Source organism: Halorubrum aquaticum (genome assembly GCF_900113615.1).
In the GTDB taxonomy this organism is placed as follows: domain Archaea; phylum Halobacteriota; class Halobacteria; order Halobacteriales; family Haloferacaceae; genus Halorubrum; species Halorubrum aquaticum.
The window spans coordinates 113,696-139,586 of record NZ_FOPZ01000003.1 but is presented as its reverse complement, the minus strand read 5'-3'; the positions used below and the strand labels follow the sequence as shown (position 1 = coordinate 139,586).

The following is a 25,891-nucleotide window of genomic DNA, read 5'->3' as shown; positions in this document are numbered from 1 at the left end:
ATGACGCCGCCCTCAGCGGGACGTTTCGCGGACGCGGTCGAAAAGGTTGATAACGACGACGGTCCTCTGCCGCCGTATGGCGAGTGCCCTCGACGAGGACACCCAACAGTCGCTCGCGGCCGGCCGCGAGTCGGCCCGGGCGTTCCTTCGGTCGATCCAGAAGGACCTCCAGAAGGTGTTCGTCGTCTTCCTGATCGGCTTCATCGGCACGTTCTGGGCGCTCCGCGTACACGTCTGGGACTACCTCTTCGCGATGACGCTTGCGAACATGTCCCCCGACGTCGCCGCCGAGGCCGACGTCATCGCGACCACCCCCTTCGAGGTCATCCTCCTCCAGGCGAAGATCGGCCTCGTCGTCGGCGCGATCGTCTGTCTGCCCGCGCTGATCTACTTCACCCGCGACGAGCTCCGGGCACGCGGGATGTGGCCGCAGTCGCCGGTCCCCCGCTGGAAGCTCGCGGCGATCGGGCTGCTCGGGTTCGGACTCTTCACCGTCGGCGTCGCCTACGGCGTCTACGCCTTCTTCCCAATCATGTTCTCGTTTCTGGCCGGGTTCGGGCTCGAGGCCGGCATCCAGCCGACCTACGGCATCGTGATGTGGACGGAGTTCATCGTCTTCCTCTCGCTCTCCTTCGGGCTCGCCGGCCAGATGCCGCTTCTCATCACCGGGCTCTCGTACGCCGAGATCGTCCAGTACGAGACGTTCCGCGACAAGTGGCGCTACGCGGTCGTCGCCATCTTCGTCTTCGGCGCGGTGTTCTCGCCGCCGGACCCGTTCACCCAGCTGATGTGGGCGTTCCCGCTCGTCGCGCTGTACGGCTTCAGCCTCTACCTCGCGAAGCTGGTCGTCACCGCGAAGCGGAGCTCCGACCGGATCCGCGTGCTCGGCGCGATTCGGAACCACTGGAACGTCGTCGGCGGCGCGGCCGTCCTCGGCGGCGGCCTCGTGTACGCCTTCTACGAGTACGGCGGCCGGACGGGGATCAACGGCCTCCTGCGCGCGGCGAACAGCGACTGGCGCTTCCTCGCGCCCGGGGAGGGGCTCGGACTCGATCCCGTGACAGCCGCCGCGGTGTACGCCGCGGCCTGGGCGCTCGCGTTCGCGGGCGTCGCGACGCTGTGGGCGGTCTACACCGACCTCGACACCACGAGCGCGGGGTATCAGTACGGCGACCCGGCCGCGATCGACCTCGACGAGCTCGACGCCGCGGGGATCCGCGCCGCGCCCGAGGAGCCGTTCCTCGAGATGTCCGAGGAGGAGTCGCTCGCGCGGGCGCAGGCGGCGCTCGACGACGACGACGCCGAGAAGGCGCAGGCGATCCTCGACCGCTTCGACGAGGTGACCGAGGACGCCGCCGGCGAGGGCGGTGAGGGCGACGGAAGCGGAGACGGCACGAGCACGGCGGGTGACGGATCGGCCGGCGGTGGCGGCGGTGGCGCGGGCGGCGGGCTCGCCTCGTCGGTCGGCGACCGCACCTCCCGCGCCTCCTCGACGTTCCTCTCCGAACTCACCGGGGACGACGAGGCCGAGGACGACATCGGCGGCTACTACACCGACCTCAAGTTCATCTTCGACTCGGTTCGCTCGAAGTCGTTCATCCTCCTCGTCGTGTTCGGCGGCGTGATGGGCGCGGCGTTCACCTGGCTGTACCTCGGCGGGCTCGCGGCGGTGCGGGCGGACCTCCAGCAGCGGGTTCCGGCGGAGGTCGGCGGCGGGATCAACATCATCACGCTTCACCCCGTGGAGGCGCTGATCTTCATGGTGAAGTTCTCGCTCCTGTTGGGCGGGATCGCGGTGTTCCCCGTTCTGCTCTACTCCGCGTGGCCGGCGCTGCGCGACCGCGGGTTCGTCGCCGGGCGGATCCGGCAGGTGTACCTCTGGGCGGGCGCGCTCTTCGCCGGGCTGATCGGCGGGTTCGCGCTCGGCTACGCGTACATCGCGCCCCGGATCATCGGCTGGCTCGTCACCGACGCCGCCAACGCGAACATGATCATCACCTACCAGGTGAGCGACTTCATGTGGCTCGTGATCTTCACCACCATCGGGATCGGCTTCCTCGCGGACATCCCGATCGCGATGGTGCTCTTGAACAACGCGGGGGTCCCCTACGACGGCTTCCGCGGGCGCTGGCGGGAGGTCACCGTCGGGATCATGCTGTTCGCGGCGGTGTTCACCCCCGCGGACGTGATCACGATGTTCCTCGTGACGATCCCGCTCATGGTCGCGTACGGGATCGGGCTCGGCGTCCTGTTCCTCGTCACGCTCGGCGGCCGGCGGGACCTCTCGCCGCCGGCGGAGATCGTCGGTCGGTAGCGGTCCGGCGATCGTCACCGCCGGGCGCGGTCCCCGATTCCCGCGGCCGCAACGACGACTCGGACCGCCGAAACCGACGGGTATTCCCGCGCGCGGGCGCAACACGGGAGCAGAATGAGCAAGGACTACATCGAGGTCCGCGGCGCGGAGGAGCACAACCTCAAGGACCTCGACGTCCGGATCCCGCGCGAGGAGTTCACGGTCGTCACCGGCCTCTCGGGGTCGGGCAAGTCGTCGCTCGCGTTCGACACCGTCTACGCCGAGGGGCAGCGCCGGTACATCGAGTCGCTGTCGGCGTACGCTCGCAACTTCCTCGGACAGATGGACAAACCGCAGGTCGAGTCGGTCGAGGGGCTCTCGCCGGCGATCTCCATCGACCAGAAGAACGCCGCCAACAACCCCCGGTCGACGGTCGGGACGGTCACCGAACTCCACGACTACCTCCGGCTACTGTACGCCCGGGTCGGCGTCCAACACGACCCGATCACCGGCGAGGAGGTGGGCGAACAGTCCGCCCAGGACATGGTGAACCAGATCCTCGAACTCCCCGAGGGCACCCGCGCGAAGGTCGCCGCGCCGGTCGTACGCGACCAGAAGGGGGCCTTCGAGGACCTGTTCGAGGACCTCGTCTCCGACGGCTACGCCCGCGTCGAGGTCGACGGCGAGCCGACGGACCTGACGCTCGACGACCCCGACCTCGACCAGAACTACGACCACACGATCGACGTGATCGTCGACCGCGTGAAGGTGAGCCCCGACGCTCGCTCGCGGATCACGGACTCGGTCGAGACGGCCCTCGAGGAGGCCGGCGGCGCGCTCAAACTCATCGTCCCCGACCCGCCCGCGGACACTCCGTTCGCCTCGAACGCCCGGTCGACCGGGGCGCTGGCGGCGGACGCGGAGGGCGACGACCGGCTGATCGTCGAGTTCTCCGAGGAACTCGGTAATCCGAACTCGGACTTCCAGTTCTCGGCGATCGAGACGCGCTCGTTCTCCTTCAACAGCCCGTACGGCGCGTGCCCCGAGTGTGAGGGGATCGGGTCGACGAAGGAGGTCGACGAGGACCTCGTCGTCGTCGACCCCTCGAAGCCGTTGAAACACGTCTTCGAGCCGTGGAGCTACAACCGGACGTACTACTCCCGGCAGATCGACAACGTCGCGGAGCACTTCGGCGTCGACCTCGAGACGCCCTTCGAGGAGCTCGATGAGTCGATCCGGCGGCAGTTCCTCTACGGGACCGACGGTATGGTCCACTTCGAGTGGACGACGAAGAACGGCACCCGCGAGAAGACCGAGCGGTTCGAGGGGGTCATTCCGAACCTCGAGCGCCGCCACGTCGAGACCGACTCCGAGCGCGCCCGCGACCACATCGAGGAGTACATGGCCGTGACGACGTGTCCCGCCTGCGAGGGGACGCGGCTCAAGGAACAGTCGCGACACGTCCTCGTCGCCGGCACGCCGATCACCGAGGTCAACCGGCTGTCGATCGCGGAGGCGCGCGAGCACTTCGAGGGGATGGAGGCGGAGCTCTCCGAGCGCGACACGACGATCGCGACGGAGATCTTGAAGGAGATCCGCGCTCGGCTCGGGTTCATGGAGGAGGTCGGGCTGGAGTACATCACGCTCGACCGGGAGGCCTCGACGCTTTCGGGCGGCGAGAGCCAGCGGATCCGGCTCGCGACGCAGGTCGGCTCCGGGCTCGTCGGGGTGCTGTACGTGCTCGACGAGCCCTCGATCGGGCTCCACCAGCGCGACAACGACCGGCTGTTGAACACGCTCGCGGGGTTACGCGACCTCGGGAACACCCTCGTCGTCGTCGAACACGACGAGGAGACGATGCGCCGGGCCGACGAGATCATCGACATGGGCCCGGGTCCCGGAAAGCGCGGCGGCGAGGTGGTCGCACAGGGCGACTTCGACGACATCGTCGCGGCCGACGAGTCGGTCACCGCCGACTACCTCGCGGGCCGGAAGTCGATCCCGGTGCCCGACGATCGACGCGATCCCGACGGCGAACTGGTCGTGCGGGGCGCGCGCCAGCACAACCTGAAGGACCTCGACGTGCCGATCGAGCTCGGCACGCTCACGGCGGTCACCGGCGTCTCCGGGTCGGGCAAGTCGACGCTGATACACGACGTCCTGTACAAGGGGCTCGCCCGCGAGATGAACGACAACACGAGCGTCGACCCCGGCGAACACGACGCGATCGAGGGGATGGAGGGGATCGAGACGGTGCGGCTCATCGACCAGTCGCCGATCGGCCGGACGCCCCGGTCGAACCCCGCGACGTACACCGACGTCTTCGATCACGTCCGCGAGCTGTTCGCGGAGACCAAGCTCGCGAAGCGCCGCGGCTACGAGAAGGGGCGGTTCTCGTTCAACGTGAAGGGCGGCCGCTGTGAGGAGTGCGGCGGCCAGGGGACCGTGAAGATCGAGATGAACTTCCTCTCCGACGTCCACGTCCCCTGCGAGCAGTGCGGCGGGGCGCGCTACAACGACGAGACGCTCGAGGTGACCTACAAGGGCGCGACCATCGCCGACGTGCTCGAGATGAGCGTCGCGGAGGCGTACGACTTCTTCGAGAGCCACGGGGGGCTCCAGCGCCGCCTGAAGCTGCTGAAGGACGTCGGGCTCGGCTACATGGAGCTCGGCCAGCCCTCCACGACCCTCTCGGGCGGCGAGGCCCAGCGCGTGAAGCTCGCCGAGGAGCTCGGCAAGAAGGCCACCGGCGACACCCTCTACCTGCTCGACGAGCCGACGACCGGGCTCCACAAGGAGGACGAGCGCAAGCTGATCGAGGTGCTCCACCGGCTCGTCGACGCCGGCAACACGGCCGTCGTCATCGAACACGAACTGGACCTCGTGAAGAACGCCGACCGCGTGATCGACCTCGGTCCCGAGGGCGGCGAGGGCGGCGGCGAACTGGTCGCCAGCGGGACGCCCGAAGCGATCGCCCGCGAGGACGACTCACACACCGGGCGGTACCTGCGCGACCTCCTCCCCGCCGTCGACATCGAGGGGCCGAGAAGCGACCGTCGGAAGCCCGCGAAGGCCGCGGACGACGACTGAGTTCGACGAGTTCGCCGAACCCATCGGGATTCGCCGAGTTCGTCCGGGTTCGGTACCGCCGCGTCGACCGCGCTCCCGTCCGACCCGCACTTTGATATGCCGCTACGTCGTCGCTCGGGACGATGAAGGAGATCACCAGCGACGACGTCCCGGACGCGCTCGGCCCGTACTCGCAGGCCATCGTCTCGGACGGCACGGTCCACGTCTCGGGCAAGACCGGCGTCGACCCCGCGACCGGCGAGGCCCCGGAGTCGGTCGGCGCACAGACCACCCAGACGCTCGCGAACGTCGAGCGGATACTGGAGGCGGCCGGCACGAACGCGGACGCGATCGTCCGTGCCACCGTCTACCTCACAGACATGGACGACTACGACGAGGTGAACGAGGCGTACCGGTCGTACCTCTCCGAGCCGTATCCCGCCCGGACCTGCGTCGAGGTGTCGCGGCTCCCCGCCCCGCTCGACGTCGAGATCACGGTCGACGCGGAACTCGACGGCGACGAGTGAGTTTCGGCGAGTACTCCGCCCTCAGAACTTCTCCAACAGGTCCGTGTAGAACCCGCCGCCGCGGTCCTCGGCCAGCTTCTCGACGATGAGCTCCGGCGTCGAGCGCGCGAGGTGTCCCTCGCGCGGTGACCGGTTCACGCGGAGCTCGCCGTCGACGAGCCCGACCGCCTCGATCCCGTCGACCACCACGTCGTAGTCGGCCGCCTCGCGGATCTCGCGGGCCAGGTGCGAGACGAAGACGGCGGTGGCGTCCTGTTCGGAGAGCGCCTCCAGGATGCCCGCGATGATCTTCGCGGACGCGCCCGGCTCCGTGATCGACTCCAGCTCGTCGACCAACACGAGCCGCCCGTCCGCGCCCTCGACGAGGTCGCCGAAGTCCCGCAAGGTCGCCTCGAACGCCCCCGCATCGAGGGTGCCCTGCGATTTGGCGTAGTAGTGGACCTCCTCGAAGCGGTCGAGCTCCACGTCCGCGGCCGGGACCGGCATCCCCATCTGCGCGAGGACGACCACGAGCGCGACCAGGTCGAGCGTCGACGTCTTCCCGCCGGAGTTCACCCCGGAGAGCAGCCGCACCCCGTCGACCGCGTAGTCGACCGGCTCGACTTCCTCGAACTCCACGTCGAGGAGCGGCGAGCGGCCGCCTTCGAGCCGGAAGCCGCCGGAGTTCCCGCTCTCGTCGTCCGCATCGCCTTCCGCCCCGCCTCCCGCTTCGCCTCCGCCCGGGTCGCGGACCTCGGGCATGACGCAGTCGAAGTCCCGGGCGAACCGGGCGATCGCGAGCTCCACGTCGAGCTCGAGGGCGTCGCGCACGAGCTCCTCGACGGGCTCGCGGAGGTCGCCCAGATCCGCCGCGAGCTCGGCTTTCAGCCGGGCGGCCCGCCGGTCCCGGCCGGCGGCCAGCTCGGTCCGGAGCCTGGAGACCGCGGACTCGTCGCGCTCGACCGGAAACGAGGGGTCGTCGTCGAAGACGCGTTCCGCGAGGTCGGCCTCCTCGGGCTCGAGTTCGAGCGCGTCGACGAGGTGCTCGCGGGCGCGTGCCATCGCAGTGTCGTACTCGTCGGCGAGCTCGCGGTCGAGAAGCGAGTCGACGCGCGCGCCCTGCTCGACGAGCGAGAGGAAGTCCGTGCCCTCGATGGTGACGTCGCGCTCGCGGATCGCCTCGCGCAGGTGGTCGTCGGCGACCGATTCGGCCGTCGAGACCGCCGCGTCGAGGTCGTCGACGGCGGCGGTCAGTCGCTCGAGCTCCGCGTCCCCGACGATCGTCCCGTCGTCGTCGAGTCGAAAGAGGGCGTCCCGAAGCGCGTCGGGGTCGGCGGCGGGGTCGGCGTCCGCTCCCGTGTCCGCCTCGTGGACCGTCTCGTGAACCGCCGCGGCCGCCTCCAGCCGCTCCCGGTTCTCCGCGAAGAAGGCCAACAGCCGCTCTGGGACGGTCTCCGCGGGCGTTTCGAGCGCGTCCGGCCGCACGTGGACGTCGCCCTCCACGTCCATCCCGGCGAACGCCTCGTCGAGGACGATCACGGTCGCGTACGACCGCGCGAGCTCCGCGACGTCCCGCGTGTCATCCACCGTCTCGACCGACAGCTCGGGCACTCGCGCCTCGGCGCGGGCGTACACCTCGGCATCGGCGGTCGCCAGACAGCGGTCGCGAACCCTGACCGTCGGCGGGTCCGCGAGCGGCTCGACGCCGGAGAGCGCCTCCAGGACGGCCGGGTCGGGGTCGCGCTCGGTCGCCGCCGCGGCGAACGCCTGCGCCTCCGCGATCCGGGAGGCCGACGCGCTGGGGTAGAACGTCTCCAGCCGCTTCTCGGCGTAGTCGGTCACCGTGCGCTCCTTCAGCAGGCCGAGCGCGTCGCGGTACACCTCTCGCGCCCGGTCGGTCGCCAGCACGCGGCTCCCGTCGTCGTGGCGGCGGCGGATCGCGCCGCGGGCGACGCGGGCCGCCCGCGCCTCGTTCATCCCGGGCGCGCGGGCGATCGCCGCCACGTCGCCGGACCGGACGGTCGCTGCCGGGTCCTCGAGCTCACGGAGCGCCCGCGCGGTCTTCTCTCCCACGCCGGGGATCGCCTCCAACTCCATTCACGCCTCATATCGCGGCAACCCGCAAAAGGATGCGGGTGTCGGCGGCCCGTTCGACGGCGATACGCCGGACATCGACGCGCCGGTGCGGCGACATCGGTGCGCCTGTGCGCCGACGCCGACGCCCTTTTTCCCGACGACGACGAACCGCGGCCATGGATCAGGACGCTCCCGCGGTCGGGACCGACGACCCGATCGCGGCGGGAACGGACCGGCTCGACCCCGAAACGGCGGAGAAGGCACGATCCGCTCGCGAGTCGCTCGCGGCCCGCGACGGGGTCCTCGTCGCCTTCTCCGGCGGCGTCGACTCCTCGGTGGTGGCGGCGCTCGCACACGACGCGCTCGGCGAGGACGCGGTCGCGTGTACCGCCCGCAGCGAGACGCTGCCGGCCGCCGAACTCGACGACGCGAAACGGGTCGCAGAGGAGATCGGGGTCCGCCACGACACGGTGACCTTCTCGGAGCTCGACGACCCCGACTTCGTCGCCAACGACGGCGAACGGTGTTACCACTGCCGGACGATGCGGCTGGGCCGGATGTACGACCGCGCCCGCGAGCTCGGGATCGGGACCGTCTGTGACGGGACGAACGCCGACGACCCCGGCGAGGGCCACCGTCCCGGCCTGCGCGCGGTCGAGGAGCTCGACGTGTCCTCGCCGCTTCTCGACGCCGGGGTCACGAAAGAGGAGGTCCGCGCGATCGCCGAGGCGTACGACCTGTCGGTGGCGGACAAGCCGTCGATGGCGTGTCTCTCCTCGCGGATCCCGACCGGGCTCGAGGTGACGGAGGCGCGGCTCTCGCGGGTCGAGGAGGCCGAGAACCTGCTTCGCGACTGGGGCTTTTCGGGGTTCCGGGTCCGCGACCACGACGGGCTCGCGCGGGTGGAGATCGCCCCGGACGAACTGGAGCGCGCGCTCGATCCCGCCTTCGCCGACGCGGTCCACGAACACCTCACCGAGATCGGCTTCGAGTACGTCACCCTCGACATGGCGGGCTACCGGACCGGCAGCGTGAGCCCCGGCGGCGAAACGGACGACGGGACCGGCGACGGCGCTGGCGACGACGGCGGCGACGGCGACGGTACCGCCGAACGCGACGGCGACACGACCGGTGACGGAGAGGACACGGCCGAGGGCGACGCCCTCGATCTCGACCGCCGGTACCCCCGCTGACGCCGCCGATCGATATCGAGCGCAGTCCGTCCGGACACGTCAGTCAACTCACGTTATCAGCCGGGAGAATCCGGCGCGAACGCTTATAAGCCACATCGGCCGATCCCACGGCATGGGCGAAGCCAACACGCTCGCCGTGCTCGCGGGCGGGGTCGGCGGTTCCGTCGGCGCGTTCGTCGGCGTCGCGATCGGCGGAGACCCCATGCGGGTCACGCTGATCACGCTCGTGGTCGCGCTGGCCGTCGGGAGCGCGGTCGTCGCCAGCGCGGTCATCGCCGGCGACGTCGAGTTCCTCGTGGACCCGGACGGCGAGTGAGGCCGTCCGGCCGGTCGGACGGATCGAAACGCACTGGGCCGTCGAGGCCCGATCCGCGGGCGTGAGCGACAAGACCGAGACGGACCGATCGGAGTCGACCGGAACCGGCGCGGACCCGGTCCCCGTCACGATCTACACCCGCGAGGACTGCGATCTGTGCGTCGTCGCCCGCGAGACGGTCGAGCGTGTCGCGGCCGACCTGGCGGTCGACGTCGACCTCGAGACGGTCGACGTCGACGCGGACCGCGAACTCGCCGAGGAGTACGGCGAGCGCGTCCCGTACGTGTTCGTCGACGGCACCCCGGCGTTCAAATACGAGGTCGACGAGCGGGAGCTCCGGTTGAAGCTGCTCGCGGCGTCGTGAGCGGCGGTGGACGGTAAACGGACGACGGGTGAGGCGGGTGAACGCGGGAGCGACCGGCCACCTATTTACCCGACCGCGACGACGGCTCCTCCATGACGGCATCACGCGCGCCGGCGGAGCCGGCGGTCCGCGAGTTCGAGTCGACGGTCGAACGGGTCGACGGCCGCGAGGTCGTACTGGAGGAGACGTACTTCTACGCCGAGTCGGGCGGCCAGCCGGCCGACCGAGGGACCCTCGCGGGCGTCCTCGTCGACGACGTGACCGAGCGCGACGGTGAGGTCGTCCACGTCCTCGGCGAGGACCCGACCGCCGGGGGTGCGGGCGACGTGGAGCCGGGCGAGGTCGTGACGGGCGTTATCGACGACGACTTCCGGACGTACTGTGCCCGGGCGCACACCGCCTCGCACGTCCTCTACGGCGCGGCCCGCCGGACCTGCGAGGACCTCGGCTACGCCGGTTTCGACATCTCCCCCGAGAAGGTCCGCGTCGACCTCACCACCGCCGAGCCGCTCGACGACGAGGACCTCGTCGAGCTCGAGCGGCTCTCGAACCGGGCGGTCTGGGAGTCCCGGTCGGTCTCGTGGGAAGTGCTTCCGGAGGCGGCGGCGCGCGATCGCGACGGGATCGCGTTCAACACCAAGACCGAGGAGGGCGCGATGAGCGGCGGCGAGTCGGTCCGCGTCGTCACCGTCGAGGACTGGGACGTGGCGGCCTGCGGCGGCACCCACGTCGAGAACACGGCGGAGATCGGAACGATCACGGCGCTCGACCGGTCGAACCCCGGCGAGGGCGTGACGCGGGTGGAGTTCGCGGTCGGCCCGACCGCCATCGACCGCGTCGCCGCCCGCCACGCGGCCGCGCTGGAGGCGGCCACGGCCGCCGACACCAACGTCGAGGACCTCCCCGACGAGGTCCGGCGGCTCCGCGGGGAGGTCGACCGGCTCGACTCCGCGCTCCGGGACGCGCAGTCCGACCTGCTCGGCGCCCGGCTCGCGGAGTTCCCGACGAGCGAGGTCGACGGGGTCGTCTGGGCGGTCGGGACCGTCGCGGACGCGGACCCGAACGACCTCCGGGAGCCCGCGAAGGCGCTGCTCGAGTCCGAGGCCGACGTCGACGCGCTCGCGGCGGTCGGGACGGGAAGCGCGCCGTTCGTCGTCGCCGCGGCCGTGCCCGACGCCGACGCGGACGCCGGCGAAGTCGTCGGGGCGGTCACCGACGAGTTCGGCGGAGGCGGGGGCGGCGGCCCGACGTTCGCGCAGGGCGGCGGGCTCGACGCCGACCCCGAGTCGGTCGTCGACTGGCTCCGGAGCCGATGACCGGCAAGGTCCCTCCCGACGCGCTCGCGGACCTCCTCGCGGCGACCGGGGCGGCGGACCCGGCGGTCGCGGTCGGCCCCGCGTACGGCGAGGACGCGGCCGCGATCGACCTCGGCGACAGGACGCTCGTCGTCGCGACGGACCCGCTGTCGCTGGCGGCCGACGCGGTCGGGCGGCTCGCGGTCCACGTCGCCTGTAACGACGTCGCCGCGAGCGGCGCGGACCCGCGGTGGCTGACGAACACCGTCCTCGTGCCGGACGACGACGCGGACCGGCTGGCGACGATCGCGGCCGACGTCGACGGGGCGGCGACCGACGTCGGCGCGGCGGTCGTCGGGGGCCACACCGAGACGGTGCCCGCGCTGGAGCGTCCGCTGCTCTCGATGACGGCGCTCGGGACGACCGACCGCTTCCTCCCGACCGGCGGGGCGAGCCCCGGCGACCGGCTGCTGCTCACGAAGGGCGCGGGCATCGAGGCGACCGCGATCCTCGCGACCGACTTCCGGGAGGAATGCGCGGACGCGGGCGTCCCCGACGACACGCTCGAGTCGGCCGCGGCGTTCCTCGAGGACGTGAGCGTCGTCCCCGACGCCGCCGCAGTCCGGGAGTTCGCGACCGCGGCACACGACCCGACCGAGGGCGGGGTCGCCGGCGCGCTCGTCGAGCTCGCGACGGCCAGCGGGACGGTCCTCGACGTCGAGCGCTCGCGGGTGCCGGTCCGGCCGGAGACGCGCGCCTGCTGTGACGCGCTCGGGATCGACCCGCTCCGCGCGTTCGGGTCGGGCGCGTTGCTCGCGGCGGTTCCCGAGGACCGGGTCGACGACGCGCTCGACGCGCTCGCGGCCGCCAGCGACGACGCGACCGGCATCGACGCGGCCGAGATCGGATCCGTCCGCGAGCCGGAGGCGGAGCCGGACGGGGAACCGGCCGGCACGCTCCTCCTCGACGGCGAGTCGATCCGCGAACCCCCTCGCGACGAACTGTACCGGCTCTGGGAGTGACCGGCCTCCCCGCGTTGCCCCCGACCTGCCCCGCGCACTTTTGCCCGCCGGGTCCGAACCCCGGGCCATGACTGGCGCGCGCGTCGGGTCGGCGCTGACCGACGAACAGGCGGCGGTCCGCGACCTCGTCCGGGAGTTCGCCCGCGAGGAGGTCCGGCCCGGCGCACGGGAGGCCGACGCGGAGGGGTCGTTTCCCGAGGACGTGTGGGACGGGCTCGCCGAACTCGGACTCACGGGGCTCACCGTCCCCGAGGCGTACGGGGGATCCGACGCCGACGAGACGACCTACGCCGTCGTCAACGAGGAGCTGGCACACGGGTCGCTCGCGGTCGCGACCGCGCTCTCCGTCCACTGTCTCGTGACCTCCTGTCTCGCCGAGTTCGCGACGGATACCCAGCGCGAGCGGTGGCTCCCCGAGATGGCCGAGGGTCGCCCGGTCGGGGCGTTCTGTCTCTCCGAGCCGCACGCGGGGTCGAACCCGGCGGGGATGTCGACGACCGCCGAGCACGACCCGGACGCGGACGAGTACGTGTTGAACGGCGAGAAACAGTGGATAACCAACGGCTCGCGCGCGGGCGTCGCCGTCGTCTTCGCGAAGGTCGACCCCGACGACCCCGACTCGATAACGCAGTTCCTCGTCCCGGCGGACGCCGCGGGGTTCGAGGTCGGCCCGTCGGAGGAGAAGCTCGGCTTACGCGCCTCCGACACGACGCCGATCGCCTTCGACGACTGCCGGGTTCCGGCGGCGAACCGGCTGACCGAGGAGGGGCGTGGGCTCTCGGCCGCGCTCGGGACCCTGACCGGCGGGCGGATCGGCATCGCCGCACAGGCCGTCGGCGTCGCGTGGGCCGCCCTCGAGGCGGCGACGGCGTACGCCGAGGAGCGGGAGCAGTTCGGCGAGCCGCTCTCGGAGATCCAAACGATCCGTCACAAGCTGGCGGAGATGTCGACGGACGTCGCCGCCTCACGGCTGCTCGTCCGAGAGGCGGCGAGGAGGGCTGAGGCGGGCGAGGACGCCCGCGTCGCCGCCGCGCAGGCGAAGTACCGGGCGAGCGAGGCCGCGATGTCGGTGGCAAACGAGGCGGTTCAGATCCACGGCGGCTACGGATACACGGTCGAGTACGACGTGGAGCGGTTCTACCGCGACGCGAAGGTCACGGAGATCTACGAGGGGACGACGGAGATCCAAAAGGAAGTCATCGCTCGGGGGCTCTTCGACACACGATGACCACCGCCCTCGACGCGGCCGACGCGATCGTGTACGACCTCGACGGTACCCTCCTCGAACTCGCGGTCGACTGGGACGCCGTCGCCGAGGACGTCGTCGGCGTGTACGCCGAGCACGCACTGATCCCGCCGACGGGCGACCTCTGGTCGTTACTCGACGCCGCGGCCGACTACGGCGTCGAGGCCGCCGTCGAGGAGACCATCGCCGACCACGAGCGCGCCGGCGCGAGCGCGTCGACCCTGCTGTCGCTCGGCGAGCGACTCGCCGCCGGCGAGGACGACCACCCCGCGGCGGTCTGCTCGCTCAACTGCGAGGAGGCCTGCCGGATCGCCCTCGAGACCCACGGCCTCGAGGGAGCGATCGAGGCCGTGATCGGCCGCGACACCGCCGAGACGCACAAGCCCGAACCGGAGTCGTTGCTGGCGGCGGTCGACGCGCTCGGGGCCGAACCGGAGCGGGCCGTCTTCGTCGGCGATTCCGAGAGCGACGCGGTGACGGCCGACCGCGCGGGCGTCCCGTTCGTCTCCGTCGCCGACCTGCTCGGCGAGTAGGTCGCGTTGACGGTTCCGGAGACCGATTCGGTCCTCTTTCGATCGGTGTCGGTGTGAGCAGTATCGATCCGCCGTTGCGGCCGGTTCGGCCGCGGTGTGGGGCGGACTTCGGCGGTAGTCCGTACGAGGGATCCACGGACGTCCGGGTAGCGGAGACGATGATAACGACCCTTCAGGGATAGGGATGGAGGATAAACCCCTCGCTCGCCTTCTCCCACTGGATGGTAGTCAGATCACGGTGACCCATGACCCAACAACGCGACTACTCCGGACGAGAAGACGAAGGACCGTGCTCCGAGACGGCGTCGAAAACGTACACGTCGACGTTCGCCCGTGGATCCGACAAGACCGTCTCCATCCGTGTAGTTGAGACGGTTGCGGAAGCCATCGAAACGGATCTGGAGGACTTGCGGCCGCTCTACGACACGATCGATTCCGCCGCCCTCAACATGCTCTTCGAATCGCCACACCGGTTTGGAAGGGGCTGTGTGAAGTTTAGATATGAGGGGTGTACCGTCACTGTCAGCGCGGACGAGTGGATAGCCGTTTCGCCCCGAACGAACGACGGAGAGTGACGCCTCGAACGGCCTCCTACTCGTCGGAACCGACGTCCGGCGGACGGGTCCCGTCGGCGCTTCCGAACATGACGGTGAGGATCTTGCGCTCGGCCGTAAAGACGTGTTCCGAGAAGGTAGCCGACGTGATATCGAGTTCGTCAGCAACGTCCCGTCCGGTACAGTCGCGCGGCCACTCGTAATACCCCATCTCGAACGCGGTCCGTAGGACCTCCCGTTGTCTGTCAGTCAGGTCGTTGAGGAGTGACCGCGGGAACGTAGAGGGCGTTAACATGGACGTATGTGTGTCTTTCGTTCGTTTAGCTATGAGATCGAAATCGGGATACTCCGCGAAGAACGACTCCGTGACCGCTGACGGGTCATACCTCAACGGGATCTCAGCGACGATGCGCCCCTGACCATTGACGCCTTCGACGGTGCGAGGGAGCGCTCCGAGTTCAGCGAGCCGATGAGCTGGACAGTTCCCCGAAACGACGAATTCGAACAGACCGCCGTCATCGTATTCACGGAGAAGCGAGGTCTCGACGGTCTCATACGAGTCCGTGTGGTGCTTGATTCGAGCCGGAGGCGCACCTAACACGTTGAAGAACTCCGCGTACCGTGCTTCCGGACGCGGTATGATCTCCGCGAGTTCAACCCTACAGCCTTCTTCGCCGGACACGCCAACGAACGGATATCCCGCGTTCCGAACGGTGAGTTCGATCTCGACCACTGAGTCGGTCCGGTCGTCTCCCTGGTCCTCTACAGTGCTCATTACATATCATATACCGTGACGGTGCTAAGATTTTATGTAAACGATAAATCCAATTGTAGTTTCAAACTTCCGGCTGTTTCGTCCGTACGACGTCTAGTAGGGAGTCAGCACGAAGAGTAGCGATCTCGAAAAAGGAAACGCGTGTGGGTTCCACGCCGTTGACGACGGTCGGGAGATCCCCGTCGAAGGTAAGACGGTTCATCAAGCCCGGTTCTTCACTACTATCTCGCGGGCAAAAACGGCGAGAACTGGTGCGTGGAACACCGGACGAGTGTAGTTCAACGTGGATCCCCCGACCTCGAGGAGCGAGCGGAGGGAACGAGTGGATCGTCGGGGATACCCGATCCGCTTCAATCCTCGTCGCTCTCGTCGTCCGGGCTCGAGTAGCCGTCGCCGGCCTCGGTACGTCTCGCGTAGACCGCGACCACGACCGCGGTGAGGAACCAGATCGGCGCGCCGACCCGGACCGCGAACGCGGCGCGAGCCCCCCACGACTCCAGCGTGACGAACGTGGAGAGGACGGCGACGACCGGCGCTCCGACGAGGATCGTGACGACGAACGTCGTCTGCATCACCCACCCGTAGTCGACGCCCTCGACCTCGACCTGCTCGACGGGTTGCACGGGTTCCCAACCGGGGCGAACCGACATATCGGTGGCGGTCGGCGTCTCTCTCACCCTCTCCGTTCGGCGGCGGTCGCCGGCGGTTCCCCCGGACTCGCTCCGCGGATCCCGGCGGTTTTAATCGGACGGGGAACGACCGCCGATCGATGACCACGACGCGGGGACTCCGGGACCGCGAGGAGCCGATCACGATGCTCACCGCCTACGACGCACAGACCGCGGCGGTCGTCGACGAGGCGGGGATCGACGTCGTCCTCGTCGGCGACAGCATGGGCAACACCGCGCTGGGCTACGACTCGACGCTCCCGGTGACGATGGCGGACGTGCGTTCCCGGACCGCCGCCGTCGCGCGCTCCGTCGAGGACGCGCTCGTCGTCGCCGACATGCCGTTCCTCTCGTTCGGCGTCGAGGAGGCTGAGTCGGTTCACAACGCCGGAACGCTCCTCAAGGAGGCCGACGCCGACGCGGTGAAGATCGAGAGCGGCCCGCACACCGTCGAGACCACCCGACGGATGACGGAGGTGGGGATCCCAGTGATGGCGCACCTCGGGCTCACCCCCCAACACGTCAACCGGCTCGGCGGGTACACCCGGCAGGGAACCGACGAGGAGGCCGCGGCGGAGATCCTCGACCTCGCCCGCGCCCACGAGGAGGCGGGCGCGTTCGCATTGGTGTTGGAACACGTCCCGGCCAACCTCGCGGCCGCGGTGACCGAGGCGCTCGAGACCCCGACGATCGGGATCGGCGCGGGTCCCGACTGCGACGGGCAGGTCCTCGTGATCGACGACGTGATCGGGCTCGGGGAGTGGTCGCCACCCTTCTCCCGGCAGTTCGGCGACGTGCGCGGGGAGATGGAACGGGCGATCGGAGAGTACAGGGACGCGGTCGAGACCGGCGAGTTCCCCGCCGAGGAACACGCACACGTCGAGGAGGACCTCGAGGACGTGTACCGCACGGACGAGTAGCTCCGTCACCGGCAAAGCTATTTCACCCGAACCGTCGTCCGGGAGCGCATGAACGTCCTCTGTGTCGACGGCGACCCGGATTCCCTCGAGCGGACGGCGGCGTCCGTGAGACGGGAGCTTCCCGACGCGAGGCCGCGGTCCGCGGGGACGGCCGAGGAGGCGCTCGACCTCCTCTCGGGCGAGCCGGTCGAGTGCGTCGTCACCGCCCAGGAGCTCCCCGACCGAACCGGCATCGAGCTACTGGAGTCGGTCCGGTCGTCACACGGGGAGGTCCCGTTCGTCCTCGCTCCGAAGGCGGGAACCGGCAGCGAGGTCGTCGCGAGCGAGGCGGTCGCGTCCGGCGTCTCGGCGTACGTGCCGTCGGAGGGCGAAGGCGCGGATCGGGGCGCGAGGATCGTCGCGTGCGTCCGCGAGGCGGTCGGTCGGCGCGACGCCCCGACCGCCGCCGAACGCGACCGACAGCTGGTCGCGCTTCACGAGGCGAACGCGGCGCTCATCAGCGCGACCACGCGGGAGGAGGTCGCGACGGTGGCCGTCGAGGCGATGAGCGACATCCACGGGCTGGTCGCAAGCACGGTGTACCTGTACGACGAGGAGGCGAACGTGGTCGAGCCGATCGCCTCGACAGACGCGGCGATGAGGCTCTCGTGGGACACCGACGGGCCGCCGGCGTACGGCCCCGGGGAGAGCATCGTCTGGCGCGTCTTCGAGCGGGGTCGAGCGGAGGCGGTCGGGGACGTACCGTCGGATCCCGACGTCGCCAATCCGGAGACGACGATCCAGAGCCAGCTCACGGTCCCGCTCGAGGGATACGGCGTCCTCGTTACCGGGTCGCACGTTCCGAACGCGTTCGACGAACGGGACGTGACGCTCGGGCGGATCCTGGCCGGGAACGTCGTCGCCGCGCTCGAGCAACTCGACAGGCGCCGAGAGCTGGCCCGCCGGAACGAGCGGTTGGACGAGTTCGCCAGCGTCGTGAGCCACGACCTCCGGAACCCGCTTTCGGTCGCGGTCGGCCGGCTCGAGCTGGCCCGTACCGTCGTCGACGACGACTCGCCCGCGAACGAACACCTGGAGAGCGTCGAGTACGCTCTCGATCGGATCGAGACGCTGATCGACGACCTGCTGCGACTCGCTCGCGAGGCGACCGAGGCCCTCGAAACCGAGTCGGTCTCGTTCCCGGATCTCCTCGAGCACTGTCGCGGCGCCGTCGACGTCGACGGCGCGACGCTCCGGGCGGAGACCGATCGGGCGATCTACGCCGACGAGGGCCGCGTCCGGCAGTGTTTCGAGAACCTAGTTCGAAACAGCGTCGAGCATAGCTCGACTGGCAGCCGGATTCCAGAGGAATCCGGCGACAGCGTGGAACACGGTTCCACGGGCAGCCGGGCTTCGCCCGGCGACAGCGTCGAGCACGGTTCCACGGGTAGTCGGCCGCAGGCCGACCGCGGACCCACCGTCGTCGTCGGCGAGCTCCCGGACGGGTCGGGGTTCTTCCTCGAGGACGACGGCCCCGGAATACCGCCCGAGGACCGGAAGCGAGTCTTCGAGGCGGGCTACTCGACGGGCCGCGACGGGACCGGCTTCGGGTTGCGGATAGTCGAGCGGATCGTCGAATCACACGGCTGGGAGATCGCGGTCACGGAGGGCGAAGCCGGCGGCGCTCGTTTCGAGGTCACGGGCGTCGAGTTCGTCGCGGACGACCCCGAGGAGTGACCGGCGGGAACGAACGTCTCGCCGGTCACCCGCCGAGGTGCGTGATGTCCCGACGGAGCGAGTATCCCTTGGGGACGCCGACGGCACCGAGACACTCCGAACACAACACCCGCTCGTAGTCCCGATTGGTCTCCTTCTCGAGGAGCGACACCGCCTCGAGCGGGAAGACCGACTCGCACCGATCGCACTCCGCCTTGTCGCCGTCGACGATCTTCATTCGACAGTCGATTCGCCGAACCGGTATAAAAACTCGCGGACGGCGTTATCACTGCGCGAAACGGGACGGCTTCAAAAAACGCGGTACTGCGGGGCGGTCTCGCCCCGGTCTTCGACGCGGAGGGTACCGAACTCAGCCGAAGAGCTCGCCGAGGCCCTCGCCGCCGTCGCCTTCGTCCTCGTCGTCCTCGTCGGCCTCCTCGGCCTCGGCCTCCTCCTCGTCGTCCTCGTCGTCGGCCTCGTCCGCCTCGTCGGCGGAGCCGCCGGCGGACGCGCTCGCGGCGGGGGCCGCGGCGGCCGTCTCGATGGCCTCCGCGATGTCGACGTCCTCCAGCGCGGCGACGAGCGCCTTGACGCGGGATTCCTCGACGTCGACGCCGGCGGCTTCCAGCACGCCGGTGACGTTGTCCTCGTTGATCTCTTCGCCAGTCTCGTTCAGGATGAGCGCAGCGTAAACGTATTCCATTGGTGTAACCTCGTGTTATCCGAACATCGCGCCGAGTCCCTCGCCGCCGTCGTCGCCGTCGTCGTCGGCGTCGTCGTCGGGGGTCTCCTCGGCGTCTTCCGTTTCTTCGTCGACCTGTTCTGCCTCGTCGGCGTCGTCCGTCTCGGGAGCCGGGGCGGCTTCGACGCCCTGCAGCTCCTCGGGGAGCGCCTCCTCGTCGTCGATCTGCGCGGCGAGCGCGCGGAGCTGGGCGTCGGCCTTCCCGATCAGGTCGGGCACGACGTCCGGGCTCTCGATCTCGGCGAACAGCCCGACCGACTTTGCCTCGCCGGACGCCTTCGCGAGAAGGGTGCCGGCGGTGGCGGCCGTCGGGTAGGCGGCGTTGACCGAGAGGTTGCGCGCGGCGGCCGCGGCGGACTGGACGTCCGCGCGGTACTCGTCCACGTCGATGGCGAGCTCGTCCGGCTCGAAGAGGACGCCCTCGGAGTAGACGCCCTTCAGGTCGAGACCGACCTCCTTCGGCTCGATGCCGAGCTCGGTCAGGACGTTCGCGAGGTCGTCGTCGACGACCTCGCCCTCCTCGAGGACCTTCGAGTCCTCGGTGACCTTGATCGAGCCGTCCATGATGCGCGCGGACGCGCCGACGGTCTGTAGCTCGCCGACGAACGGTCCCGGGTCGACGCCGGTGTCACCCTCGGGGATGACGACGTCGTTCGGGGCGACTTCGCCCGCGTTGATCGGGGCCGGCGTCTTCGAGGCCTCGAGCTGCTTGTAGAGCCCGAAGGGGTTGTCGTTGGTGCCGATGAGCGCGACCTGACCCGAGACGTACTGGGTCAGCTCCTCGACGCCCTCGTCGACCTCCTCCAACGCGCGGACGGTGAGCGTGTTGCGGCTCATCCGGACGTCCGCGGAGCCGTGAAGCTCGCGGCGCATGGCCTGGAGCTGGCGGCTCGGAATGCCGGCGACGCCGACGATCCCGACGGAGTTGAACGAGTCGATGAACTCGACGAGCTCGTCGACCTCCTCGCGTTTCCACTGCGGGATCGTCTCGGTCTTGCGGGCGGAGCTCATACGGGCACCTCCTTCGCTGGACCCATCGTGGTCTTCACGTAGATCCCGTCGATGTTGAGCGGGCCCTTCTCGAGGTCGGCCTCGAGCCGGCGGATGATGACGTCGATGTTGTCCGAGATGTCCTCGGAGTCCATGTCCTCCGCACCCACGCGGGTGTGGAAGGTGCGCCGATCACGCGATCGGAGCTGCACCGTGTTCTTCATCCGGTTTACTGTCTCGACGACGTCGTCGTCCGGCTGTAGGGGAGTCGGCATCTTGCCGCGAGGACCGAGGACGGTACCGAGGTACCGACCGATGTCCTGCATCAGGTTGGCCTCCGCGACGAAGAAGTCGGTCTCGTCGGCCAGGTCCTTCGCGCGGTCGTCGTCGTCTCCGAGGTCCTCGAGGTCCTCGCCGTCGAGGACCTCGTCGGCGACTTCGGCGGCGCGGACGGCGGTTTCGCCCTCCGCGAAGACGACGATGCGTGTCTCCTGTCCAGTTCCAGCCGGCAGCACGACGGACTCGTCGACGCGATTCGACGGATCGTTGAGGTCGAGGTCTCGCAGGTTGATGGCGAGGTCCACCGTCTCGCGGAAGTTCCGCTCGGGGGCCTCATCGAGTGCGAGGGTTACGGCCTCTTGTATTGTGTCTGCCATTTTCACCTCCGTAGTACGCAGGTCGCTCCTACGGGTCAGTGAAACAGGCGAAGCCTGTCTCATCGGAGAGTGGCCCATCGGACGCTTAAAACCGTCGAAGCCCCGGTGTCCGTGTGAACCGGAGACAGCCCCCGTGGCGGCGGAACGCCGGGGTTCGTCGCGGATCGAACGTGCCGGAACGGGCCGAACGCCCCGACGCGGATCGACGCGCGTCGAACCCGCGTCTCGTCGGATAGGGGAACCCTTTTGGCGACGCTCTCCGACCCGTAATCCAATGACTCAGGGTGGTCCAGCGTGACGATGGACGACCGGATCGAGGACCTCCGGGAGCGCCGCGAACGGGCCGCGAAGGGCGGCGGCGACGACCGGATCGCCTCCCAACACGAGAAGGGGAAGATGACCGCCCGCGAGCGGATCGACTACTTCCTCGACGACGGCACGTTCCACGAGTTCGACCGGTTCCGCACCCACCGAAACCACACGTTCGGGATGGAGGAACAGCGGCTCCCCGGCGACGGCGTGGTGACGGGGTACGGCGAGGTGAACGGCCGGAAGACGTTCGTCTTCGCTCACGACTTCACCGTCTTCGGCGGCTCGCTCGGCGAGGTGTTCGCCGAGAAGGTGTGCAAGGTGATGGACAAGGCGATGGATGTGGGCGCGCCCGTGATCGGGCTCAACGACTCCGCGGGCGCGCGGATCCAGGAGGGCGTCGCCTCGCTCGGCGGCTTCGCGGAGGTCTTCCGGCGCAACACCGAGGCGTCGGGCGTGATCCCGCAGATCTCGGCGATCATGGGGCCGTGTGCCGGCGGTGCGGTGTACTCGCCCGCCATCACCGACTTCACCTTCATGGTGAAGGACACCTCACACATGTTCATCACCGGACCGGACGTGATCGAGACGGTCACCGGCGAGGAGGTGAGCTTCGAGGAGCTCGGCGGCGCGGTCACCCACACGTCGACCTCCGGCGTCGCCCACTTCGCCGAGGAGTCGGAGGAGGACGCCCTCGACGACATCGCCCGGCTGCTCTCGTATCTCCCCCAGAACAACGTCGAGGACCCCCCGCGGGTCGAGCCGTGGGACGACCCCGAGCGCGCCGACGAGGAGCTCACCCACGTCGTCCCCGACGCCCCCCGGAAGCCCTACGACATGCACGACGTGATAGACGGCGTCGTCGACGAGGGATCCTTCTTCGAGGTGCAGGAGAACTTCGCGAAGAACGTCGTCGTCGGCTTCGCCCGCCTCGACGGCCGCTCGGTCGGGATCGTCGCCAACAACCCGCGGGTCAACGCCGGCACGCTCGACATCGAGTCGAGCCAGAAGGCCGCGCGGTTCGTCCGCTTCTGTGACGCCTTTAACGTCCCCATCCTCACCTTCGAGGACGTGCCCGGCTTCATGCCCGGGACGGATCAGGAACACGACGGGATCATCCGCCACGGCGCGAAGCTGTTGTACGCCTTCTCGGAGGCGACCGTCCCCCTCCTGACGGTCATCACCCGGAAGGCGTACGGCGGGGCCTACTGCGTGATGTCCTCGAAACACATCGGCGGCGACGTCAACTACGCCTGGCCGACCGCGGAGATCGCGGTGATGGGACCGAAGGGGGCCGTGAACGTGCTCTACCGCGAGGAGCTGGAGGCCGCCGAGGACACCGACGCGCACAGACAGGAGCTCATCGACGAGTACCGCGAGGAGTTCGCGAACCCCTACACCGCGGCCGACCGCGGCTTCGTCGACGACGTGATCGAGCCGACCGAGACCCGCGCCCGCCTCATCGACGACCTGGAGATGCTGGCGGGCAAGCGCTCGGAACTGCCCGACAAGAAACACGGCAACATCCCGATCTGAGATGGCGACGGACTCGCCCGCCGGAGAGGCGGAAGCGGAGACGACCTCGCCCGTCCGGTTCGACGCCGGCGACCTACGGCTCCCCGACGACGCCGACGACGATGAGGCCGCGGCGATCGCGGTCGCGGTCGCGGCGCACCTCCGCGACCGGGAGGCGGCCGCGGCCGCCGCGAACGAGGGGAAGGAGGGGACCGGCCGGCGGGGCGACCGCTGGGGGTTCGCCGGCCGGCTGGAGTCGGTCCGGGGCCGCCGCGCTCGCGTCCCCGAGACGGCCCCATCGGACCCGTGGGCGGCCGCCGGCCGGCTCGACCGGTTCTGAAAGCGCGGGAGGTCGGCGACTTCCGGTCCGCTCCTCCGGGTCGTACGTCGCTCTCACTGCTCCGGATCGGCGTCGGGGTCGGCCTCGGGGTCGGCTCCGGAGTCGACCGCCTCCTCACCGCGAACCGCCGACGCGACCCGGTTCACGACGACCGGGACGACGCCGGCGATGGCGACGAGGACGGCGACCCGGACGAGCACGGAGGCGTCGGTCAGAAACGAGAGCCCGAGGTAGACGGCCGCGCCGACGAGCACCGACGGCAACACGTAGGGGTTCCCTGCGGAGATCACGTCCGTCGATCCGGGCTCGATCCCCCTTAACCGTCCCGGGACGACGGCGTCGCCGTCGATCGCCCCGGACCGACAGAATGAGGTGCGTATTCCGAGAACGGGCCGACAGGAATGTTCGACAAGGTACTGGTCGCGAACCGCGGCGAGATCGCCGTCCGCGTAATGCGCGCCTGCGAGGAACTGGGCGTCGAGACGGTCGCCGTCTACAGCGACGCGGACAGACACGCCGGCCACGTCCGCTACGCCGACGAGGCGTACAACGTGGGGCCGGCCCGCGCGGCCGACTCCTACCTCGACGGGGAGGCGGTCCTCGACGCCGCGCGCGCCGCCGACGCCGACGCGGTACACCCCGGATACGGCTTCCTCGCCGAGAACGCCGACTTCGCTGCGCGCGTCGAGGCCGCCGACGGGGTGACCTGGATCGGTCCCTCGAGCGACGCGATGGAGCGGCTCGGCGAGAAGACGCACGCCCGGCGCGCGATGGCCGACGCCGACGTGCCGATCGTTCCGGGGACGACCGAGCCCGTCAGCGACGCGGAGACCGTCCGCGAGTTCGGCGAGGAGCACGGCTACCCGGTCGCGATCAAGGCCGAGGGCGGCGGCGGCGGCCGCGGGATGAAGATCGTCGAGTCGCCCGAGGCGGCCGAGGAGGCCCTCGAGTCGGCCAAACGCGAGGGAGAGGCGTACTTCTCGAACGACTCCGTCTACCTCGAGCGGTACCTCGAGACGCCGCGACACGTCGAGGTCCAGATCGTCGCCGATTCGGGTCCCGAGGGTGACGGTCCCGGAGGCGAGAGCGACGTGGTCCACCTCGGCGAGCGCGACTGCTCGCTCCAGCGCCGCCACCAGAAGGTGATCGAGGAGGGTCCCTCCCCCGCGCTCTCCGACGAGTTGCGCGAGGCGATCGGCGAGGCCGCCCGCCGCGGCGTCGCCGCCGCCGACTACACCAACGCCGGGACCGTGGAGTTCCTCGTCGAGGAGGACCCCGACCGCGACCCAGAGGAGCCACTCGGCCCCGAGACGCCCTTCTACTTCCTCGAGGTCAACACCCGGATACAGGTCGAACACACCGTCACGGAGGCGTTGACGGGGATCGACATCGTGAAGGAGCAGCTCCGGGTCGCCGCCGGCGAGGGGCTCTCGATCGAGCAGGACGACGTGGAGCTCGAGGGACACGCGATCGAGTTCCGGATCAACGCCGAGAACGCCGCCGAAGGGTTCCAGCCCGCCAGCGAGGGCTCCCTGGAGACGTACGACCCGCCGGGCGGGATCGGCGTCCGCGTCGACGACGCGCTCCGGCAGGGCGACGACCTCGTCACCGACTACGACTCGATGATCGCGAAGCTGATCGTGTGGGGGGGAGACCGCGAGGAGTGTCTCGCGCGCTCGCGGCGCGCGCTCGCCGAGTACGAGCTGGAGGGGGTCGTCACGATCGTCCCGTTCCACCGGCTCATGCTCTCCGACGAGCGCTTTCTCGACGGCACGCACACGACGAAGTACCTCGACGAGGAGGTCGATCCCGACCGGATCGCCGACGCACAGGAGCGCTGGGGGACGGAGCCCTCGCGGTCCTCGAGCGACGACGACGAGGAGGTGACCGAGCGCGAGTTCACCGTCGAGGTGAACGGCAAGCGCTTCCAGGTGGACTTGGAGGAGCGCGGTGCCCCGCCGATCCCCGCCGGGGGCGGCTCCGGATCGGGCGGCGGCCGGCAGCAGCGACCCCCGCAGGCGAGAGACGCCGACGAGGGCGACGACTCCGGCGGCGTCGACGTCGCGGAGGGCGGCGAGGCGATCGAGGCGGAGATGCAGGGGACGATCCTCTCGGTGGACGTGGCCGAGGGCGACGAGGTCGCCGCCGGCGACGTGGTCTGCGTCCTCGAGGCGATGAAGATGGAGAACGACGTGGTCGCCGAGCGCGGCGGGACCGTCGCGAGCGTCCACGTCGCGGAGGGCGACGGCGTCGACATGGGCGACGTGCTGGTCGTCCTGGAGTGAGCTACAACGCCACGGCCGCGATCCCGTAGATCGCCAGCGCGCCGAGGGCGCCGACGGCGAGCGACTTGACGTTCAAGCGAACCGCACGCTTCCGGTCGGCGGCGAGCGCCTCCGGGTCGTCGATCCGCTCGGTTCCCTCGCCCACGTCGAAGACGCCGACCCCGGCGAAGCCGACGCAGAACCGCTCGCGGTACTGGAAGCATCCCATCGCCGCCCCGTACAGCGGAAACGTCGTGAGGACCAGCGTCCAGTGCGGCCAGCCGACGGCGAGGACCGCGGCGACGAGCGCGGCCGCGGCCAGAATCGAGACGCCGCCGAGCAGGAGCCGTCGCCGTCGCTGAGTCGGTCCGATGTTACAGACGCCGGGTTGATACTCCATGCCGGACCGTCGGTCGGCACGACGAAAAGGACATCGCGGCTCGATGGAAGCGGTCGGGTCACGCGGATTCGATCGGACGGGTCCGACCGCGCCGACTCGATCGAGCGCTCGGACGATCGCTTTATGATCCAAGCGGACACAGTGGGGACC

At 69.9% G+C, this 25,891-nt stretch carries 24 protein-coding genes and 1 pseudogene; 16 read left to right on the top strand and 9 right to left on the bottom strand.

Going from position 1 to position 25,891, the window contains the following annotated elements:
* Positions 1-76 precede the first annotated feature (76 nt).
* From F3H10_RS04040 to F3H10_RS04030, 3 genes are all read left to right on the top strand, one after another.
* Positions 77-2,314 carry a twin-arginine translocase subunit TatC gene (locus F3H10_RS04040; protein WP_149783556.1) on the top strand — a complete coding sequence of 746 codons (2,238 nt, stop codon included), beginning with the start codon at positions 77-79 and terminating at the stop codon, positions 2,312-2,314.
* 114 nt (positions 2,315-2,428) lie between these two features.
* Positions 2,429-5,383: an excinuclease ABC subunit UvrA gene (gene uvrA, locus F3H10_RS04035; RefSeq protein ID WP_149783555.1), complete on the top strand. Its 2,955-nt coding sequence runs from the start codon at positions 2,429-2,431 to the stop codon at positions 5,381-5,383.
* A gap of 122 nt (positions 5,384-5,505) precedes the next feature.
* Entirely contained in the window at positions 5,506-5,889 is a 384-nt protein-coding gene (locus F3H10_RS04030) for a RidA family protein (RefSeq protein ID WP_149783554.1), read from the top strand.
* Positions 5,890-5,910: 21 nt separating this feature from the next.
* On the opposite strand, the gene F3H10_RS04025 is transcribed toward F3H10_RS04030, so the two are convergent.
* Positions 5,911-7,965 carry a MutS-related protein gene (locus F3H10_RS04025; protein WP_149783553.1) on the bottom strand — a complete coding sequence of 685 codons (2,055 nt, stop codon included), beginning with the start codon at positions 7,963-7,965 and terminating at the stop codon, positions 5,911-5,913.
* A 155-nt stretch (positions 7,966-8,120) separates the two neighbouring features.
* On the opposite strand from F3H10_RS04025, the gene larE reads away from it, so the two are divergent.
* From larE to F3H10_RS03985, 8 genes are all read left to right on the top strand, one after another.
* Positions 8,121-9,137, top strand: coding sequence for an ATP-dependent sacrificial sulfur transferase LarE (larE, locus tag F3H10_RS04020; protein WP_149783552.1), 1,017 nt, complete (start codon positions 8,121-8,123; stop codon positions 9,135-9,137).
* Between the two features lie 112 nt (positions 9,138-9,249).
* Positions 9,250-9,453, top strand: a complete 204-nt coding sequence (locus F3H10_RS04015; protein ID WP_149783551.1) for a hypothetical protein — start codon at positions 9,250-9,252, stop codon at positions 9,451-9,453.
* Positions 9,454-9,514: 61 nt separating this feature from the next.
* Positions 9,515-9,817, top strand: coding sequence for a glutaredoxin family protein (locus F3H10_RS04010; protein WP_149783550.1), 303 nt, complete (start codon positions 9,515-9,517; stop codon positions 9,815-9,817).
* Positions 9,818-9,909: 92 nt separating this feature from the next.
* On the top strand, positions 9,910-11,133 hold the full coding sequence (locus F3H10_RS04005; RefSeq protein ID WP_149783549.1) for an alanyl-tRNA editing protein: 1,224 nt from the start codon (positions 9,910-9,912) through the stop codon (positions 11,131-11,133).
* Entirely contained in the window at positions 11,130-12,134 is a 1,005-nt protein-coding gene (locus F3H10_RS04000) for an AIR synthase family protein (protein WP_149783548.1), read from the top strand. The genes F3H10_RS04005 and F3H10_RS04000 overlap by 4 nt, the downstream gene beginning before the upstream one ends.
* A 67-nt stretch (positions 12,135-12,201) precedes the next feature.
* Positions 12,202-13,362 (top strand): acyl-CoA dehydrogenase family protein, encoded by a 1,161-nt coding sequence (locus F3H10_RS03995; protein ID WP_149783547.1) that lies wholly within the window; start codon positions 12,202-12,204, stop codon positions 13,360-13,362.
* Positions 13,359-13,913 (top strand): HAD family hydrolase, encoded by a 555-nt coding sequence (locus F3H10_RS03990; RefSeq protein WP_149783546.1) that lies wholly within the window; start codon positions 13,359-13,361, stop codon positions 13,911-13,913. Before F3H10_RS03995 ends, F3H10_RS03990 begins: the two co-directional genes overlap by 4 nt.
* Positions 13,914-14,158: 245 nt before the next feature.
* A complete protein-coding gene (locus F3H10_RS03985; protein WP_149783545.1) occupies positions 14,159-14,488 on the top strand; it encodes a HalOD1 output domain-containing protein in 330 nt (109 codons plus the stop codon).
* A 16-nt stretch (positions 14,489-14,504) separates the two neighbouring features.
* On the opposite strand, the gene F3H10_RS03980 is transcribed toward F3H10_RS03985, so the two are convergent.
* Both F3H10_RS03980 and F3H10_RS03975 read right to left on the bottom strand, forming a co-directional pair.
* Positions 14,505-15,242 carry a helix-turn-helix domain-containing protein gene (locus tag F3H10_RS03980; protein WP_149783544.1) on the bottom strand — a complete coding sequence of 246 codons (738 nt, stop codon included), beginning with the start codon at positions 15,240-15,242 and terminating at the stop codon, positions 14,505-14,507.
* 353 nt (positions 15,243-15,595) lie between these two features.
* A pseudogene (locus tag F3H10_RS03975) lies at positions 15,596-15,865 on the bottom strand (DUF5822 domain-containing protein); the annotation flags it as partial.
* 146 nt (positions 15,866-16,011) lie between these two features.
* Here F3H10_RS03975 and panB point away from each other — a divergent pair.
* Together panB and F3H10_RS03965 are read left to right on the top strand one after the other, a co-directional pair.
* The gene (gene panB, locus F3H10_RS03970; protein ID WP_149783542.1) at positions 16,012-16,830 is read left to right on the top strand and encodes a 3-methyl-2-oxobutanoate hydroxymethyltransferase; all 819 of its coding nucleotides are present in this window, start codon (positions 16,012-16,014) and stop codon (positions 16,828-16,830) included.
* Positions 16,831-16,878: 48 nt separating this feature from the next.
* On the top strand, positions 16,879-18,546 hold the full coding sequence (locus F3H10_RS03965; protein WP_149783541.1) for an ATP-binding response regulator: 1,668 nt from the start codon (positions 16,879-16,881) through the stop codon (positions 18,544-18,546).
* A 25-nt stretch (positions 18,547-18,571) separates the two neighbouring features.
* Here the strand turns inward: F3H10_RS03965 and F3H10_RS03960 are convergent, their stop codons facing one another.
* The 4 genes from F3H10_RS03960 to F3H10_RS03945 all read right to left on the bottom strand — a co-directional run bounded on the left by F3H10_RS03960 (position 18,572) and on the right by F3H10_RS03945 (position 20,913).
* Positions 18,572-18,763, bottom strand: coding sequence for a hypothetical protein (locus F3H10_RS03960; RefSeq protein ID WP_149783540.1), 192 nt, complete (start codon positions 18,761-18,763; stop codon positions 18,572-18,574).
* A 132-nt stretch (positions 18,764-18,895) separates the two neighbouring features.
* Complete coding sequence (gene rpl12p, locus F3H10_RS03955; protein WP_149783539.1) at positions 18,896-19,228, bottom strand: 50S ribosomal protein P1; 333 nt, start codon at positions 19,226-19,228, stop codon at positions 18,896-18,898.
* Between the two features lie 15 nt (positions 19,229-19,243).
* Complete coding sequence (locus tag F3H10_RS03950; protein ID WP_149783538.1) at positions 19,244-20,278, bottom strand: 50S ribosomal protein L10; 1,035 nt, start codon at positions 20,276-20,278, stop codon at positions 19,244-19,246.
* Positions 20,275-20,913 (bottom strand): 50S ribosomal protein L1, encoded by a 639-nt coding sequence (locus F3H10_RS03945; protein ID WP_149783537.1) that lies wholly within the window; start codon positions 20,911-20,913, stop codon positions 20,275-20,277. Before F3H10_RS03945 ends, F3H10_RS03950 begins: the two co-directional genes overlap by 4 nt.
* Positions 20,914-21,213: 300 nt before the next feature.
* On the opposite strand from F3H10_RS03945, the gene F3H10_RS03940 reads away from it, so the two are divergent.
* Together F3H10_RS03940 and F3H10_RS03935 are read left to right on the top strand one after the other, a co-directional pair.
* On the top strand, positions 21,214-22,758 hold the full coding sequence (locus F3H10_RS03940; protein WP_149783668.1) for an acyl-CoA carboxylase subunit beta: 1,545 nt from the start codon (positions 21,214-21,216) through the stop codon (positions 22,756-22,758).
* 1 nt (position 22,759) lies between these two features.
* Positions 22,760-23,077 carry a hypothetical protein gene (locus F3H10_RS03935; RefSeq protein WP_149783536.1) on the top strand — a complete coding sequence of 106 codons (318 nt, stop codon included), beginning with the start codon at positions 22,760-22,762 and terminating at the stop codon, positions 23,075-23,077.
* 53 nt (positions 23,078-23,130) lie between these two features.
* On the opposite strand, the gene F3H10_RS03930 is transcribed toward F3H10_RS03935, so the two are convergent.
* Complete coding sequence (locus F3H10_RS03930; protein WP_149783535.1) at positions 23,131-23,367, bottom strand: hypothetical protein; 237 nt, start codon at positions 23,365-23,367, stop codon at positions 23,131-23,133.
* A 111-nt stretch (positions 23,368-23,478) separates the two neighbouring features.
* Here F3H10_RS03930 and F3H10_RS03925 point away from each other — a divergent pair, with 111 nt between their 5' ends.
* Complete coding sequence (locus F3H10_RS03925) at positions 23,479-25,362, top strand: acetyl-CoA carboxylase biotin carboxylase subunit (protein WP_149783534.1); 1,884 nt, start codon at positions 23,479-23,481, stop codon at positions 25,360-25,362.
* A 1-nt stretch (position 25,363) separates the two neighbouring features.
* Here the strand turns inward: F3H10_RS03925 and F3H10_RS03920 are convergent, their stop codons facing one another.
* Positions 25,364-25,741 (bottom strand): hypothetical protein, encoded by a 378-nt coding sequence (locus F3H10_RS03920; protein ID WP_149783533.1) that lies wholly within the window; start codon positions 25,739-25,741, stop codon positions 25,364-25,366.
* Positions 25,742-25,891: the final 150 nt, after the last annotated feature.